Origin of the sequence: Streptomyces chilikensis (assembly GCF_001642695.1) — a bacterium.
GTDB classification, from domain to species: domain Bacteria; phylum Actinomycetota; class Actinomycetes; order Streptomycetales; family Streptomycetaceae; genus Streptomyces; species Streptomyces chilikensis.
In genome coordinates this window covers 1-3,731 of sequence record NZ_LWCC02000063.1, presented here as the reverse complement: position 1 = coordinate 3,731, position 3,731 = coordinate 1, and the positions used below count along the sequence as shown (strand labels likewise).

General features: G+C 76.5%; 2 protein-coding genes. Both read left to right on the top strand.

Features of this window, described 5'->3' with window-relative positions:
* The first annotated feature begins 132 nt into the window (after positions 1 to 132).
* The gene (locus A2U95_RS22315; protein WP_166026046.1) at positions 133 to 2,379 is read left to right on the top strand and encodes a bifunctional glycosyltransferase/CDP-glycerol:glycerophosphate glycerophosphotransferase; all 2,247 of its coding nucleotides are present in this window, start codon (positions 133 to 135) and stop codon (positions 2,377 to 2,379) included.
* 86 nt (positions 2,380 to 2,465) lie between these two features.
* A partial coding sequence (locus A2U95_RS22310) for a hypothetical protein (RefSeq protein WP_420857035.1) occupies positions 2,466 to 3,731 on the top strand: 1,266 nt, incomplete at its 3' end.

Sequence of the window (3,731 nt, the reverse complement as noted above, 5' to 3'; positions counted from 1 at the left end):
GGTGCCCGACGACGCGCCGCCCGCCCCGGCGCCGGCCGCCGCACCGGCCGCCGCCCCTTCCGCACGCACCGCGGCGGCGCCGCCCACCGCGACCCCGGACCGAGCCACCGCCCCGGTGAGGAGCTGAACCCCGTGCCCCGCCTCAGCGTCATCGTCCCCGTCCACCGCGTGCAGGGCTTCCTCCGCGAATGCCTCGACTCCGTCCTGGCCCAGTCCTTCACCGACTGGCAGCTGATCGCCGTCGACGACCGCTCCCCCGACCGCAGCGGCGAGATCCTCGACGCCTACGCCGCCCGCGACCCCCGGATCACGGTCCTGCACCTGGAGGAGAACGCCGGCCTCGGCCCCGCCCGCAACGCCGCGCTCCCCCATGCCACCGGCGACCACCTCCTCTTCCTGGACAGCGACGACACCCTCACCCCCGGCGCCCTCCGGGCGATCGCCGACCGCCTCGACGAGACCGGCGACCCCGACGTCCTCGTCTTCGACTACGTCCGCGCCCACTGGTGGGGCGGCGTCCGCCGCAACGCGCTGGCCCACGTGCTGGCGCGGACCGGCGCCGCCCCCGGCGGCGTCTTCACGGCGGCCGAGCACCCGGAGATCCTGGAACTGCTGATGGTGGCCTGGAACAAGACCTACCGCCGCGACTTCGTGGAGCGGCACGGCTTCCGCTTCCCGCCCGGCTACTACGAGGACACCCCCTGGACCTTCCCGGTCCTGCTGACCGCCGGGCGGATCGCCGCCCTGGACCGCGTCTGCGTCGGCTACCGCCAGCGGCCCACCGGCTCGATCCTCTCCACCACCAGCCGCCGCCACTTCGACCTGCACGAGCAGTACCGCCGGGTGTTCTCGTACGTCGACGAGCATCCGGAACTCGCCCCCTGGAAGCCGTACCTGCACCGCAAGGCGGGCGAGCACTGCCTGGACGTGCTGGGCAAGCCGGACCGCCTCCCGCCCGCCGACAGGGCGGAGTTCTTCCGCGCGACCGCCCGGCTGCTGCGCGAGCACCGGCCGCCGGGCTCGGGGACCGGCTCCGCCCCGAAGGTGCTGCGGCTGCCCTACGCCGCCTACCTCCTGGGCCGGCGGGCGGCCGCCGTCCGCCGCCGCGCCGGCGGGCCGGCGGCCCGCCTCCGCACCGTCGCCGCCGAATGCGCGGGCCGGGCCTGGCAGTTCGCGCACCGGCGCCGCCCCTTGGACCGCGAGCTCGCGCTGTACTCGGCGTTCCACCACCGCGGCGTGCTCGGCGACCCGGCGGCGATCCACCGGGCGGCCCGGGAACTCGCCCCGCACATCCGCGGGGTGTGGGTGGTGCGCCCGGAACACGCCCACCAGGTCCCCGAGGGCGTCGAGCACGTCGCCCCCGGCTCGCGCCGCCACCTGGCGCTCCAGGCCCGCGCCGCCTGGTTCGTCAACGACGTCACCTGGCCCTGGATGCCGGTGAAACGGCCCGGCAGCGTGCACATCCAGACGCACCGCGGCACCCCGCTGAAGTACCAGGGCGCCGACCTGCGGACCAGGCCCGGCGCCCGGCAGGGACCGGACGTGCCGCGGATGCTGCGGCGGGCCGACCTCTGGGACTACAGCCTGGTCGCCAACCGGCACTCCGAGCGGGTCTGGGACCGCGCCTTCCCCTGCCACTTCACCTCGCTGCGCACCGGCAGCCCCCGCAACGACGTGCTGGTGCGCGGCGACACGGCCCGCGGCGCGGCCGCCCGGGCCCGCCTCGGCATCCCCGCCGGGCACACCGTGGTGCTGTACGCCCCGGCCCGCCGCGACCACGTGCGCGGCGGGCACGTGGAGCCGTTCGACCCGGCCCGCCTCGCCGCCGACCTCGGCCCCGGGCGGACCCTGGTGGTCCGCCTCCACCCCTCGCTCGCCGACGGCCCCGCCCGCGGTCTCGGTCTCGCCGAACTGCACCGGCGGGGCGTCCTCGTCGACGCGACCGACGAACCCCATGTGGAGGACCTGATGCTCGCCTCCGACGTCCTGGTCACCGACCACTCGTCGCTGATGTTCGACTACGCCAACCTCGACCGGCCGATCGTGGTGCACGCCGACGACCTGGCCGCGGTCGCGGCGAGCCGCGGCCTCTACCTCGACGTCACCGCCGAGCCGCCCGGCCGTGTGACGCGCACGTACGAGGAGCTGGCCGCGCTGTTCGCCTCGGACGCCTGGCGGGACGAGGAGTCGGCGCGGCTGCGCGCGCGGTTCCGCGCCGTCTACAACGAGTTCGACGACGGCCGGGCCGCCGAGCGGGTGGTGCGCACCCTGATGCTGGGCGAGCCGGTGCCGGCCGCCGCCGCACCGGCGGACCGCGCCGCCGCGGCCGCCCTGCCCGCCCCGGCCACCGGCCGCGACGACCTCCTCCAGCGGTCATGAGCGCCGCCGCCCCGCGCAGGACCCCGGCGAAAGTCCCGGCGAGGACCCCGGCGGGAACCGCGCCGCGGCCCTCGCCGCGCGCCGCCCTGCGTCCCCGCCGGAGCAGCGGCTGGGTGCTGCTGCTGGCCGCCTTCTTCGCCGTGCTCCAGCTCGCCGACGTCAGCGGCCGGGACACCCCCGACACCAAGAACTACCTGTCGTACACGCTCAGCCTGCTCGGCCAGGACAAGCGGGAGGCGGCGGGCATCACCATCGAGTACGCCTGCGCCGGACGGGCGTCCGCCGCCCGCCGTGCCCAGGGCGTCGACGTGGAGCGCTTCCACCGGGCCTCACCCGCCCGGGACGTCACCGCCAGGTGCCGCTCCGACCACTGGAGGACCGTCGAGGAGCGGCTGGAGGCGGGACAGACCGGGGGACACACCACGCCCTTCATGTCCGAGCGGTTCCAGCGCATCTTCGAGGTCCGGCCCGGCTACCCGGCCTTCCTGGTCCCGTTCGTCGGCCTGCTCGGCGTCAAGTGGGGCCTGTGGACGGCGGGCGTCGCCGTCACCTCCTCGTGCGGCGTCCTCGCCTTCCTGGTCCTGCGCACCCTGCGGGTCCGGCGCACCCTGGCGCTCACCGGGCAGGCGCTGTTCCACCTGCTGCCCTGCGGGGCGACGGCGATGCGGCCGATGACCGAGGGGCTGCTGCTCCTGCTCACCCTGTCCGCCCTGTGGGGCTGCGCCCTGGTGCTGCGCGGGCGCGGCTGGACGGGGACGGTGCTGGTCTCGCTGTCGCTGGCGGCGCTGTTCACCGTCAAGCACTCGCAGGCCCTCTTCCTCGCGCTGTGCCTGGCCGGGGCGGGCGTGGCCGTCGCGCTGCGCCGGCTGCGGCGCGGGCGCCCGATGGGGCGCGGGCTGGTCGCGGTGGCGGCGGCCTGCGCGTACGGGGCGCTCGCCACGGTGGTGGCCGCCTGGGCGCTGGACCACCCGACCGCCACCGACAGCGTGCAGGACCTGCTCACCGACCACTTCCAGCGGCCCGACCGGGCCGACCCCTGGCGGGAGTTCCTGCGCCTGGAACTGAACTTCTGGGTCGAGTGGACCCGCCGCCAGATGGTGGAGCCGCTGTTCGCCGGGGCGCTGGCCGCGGGCGCGTGGGGCGCGCTGCGGCGCCGTCCGGCGTTCGGGGTGTTCCTGCTCGCCGCGGCCTCGACGGGGCTGCTGACCCAGGCGGCGCACCCGGACATGAACATCTGGGGCGGCCGCCTGATCGTCCTGGCCTGGCTGCTGCCGGTGGCCGGCCTCCCGCTGCTGCTGGAACGCCTCACCACCCGCCAGGGCCCCTTCACCCCCACCAGCGTCCCCCTGCGC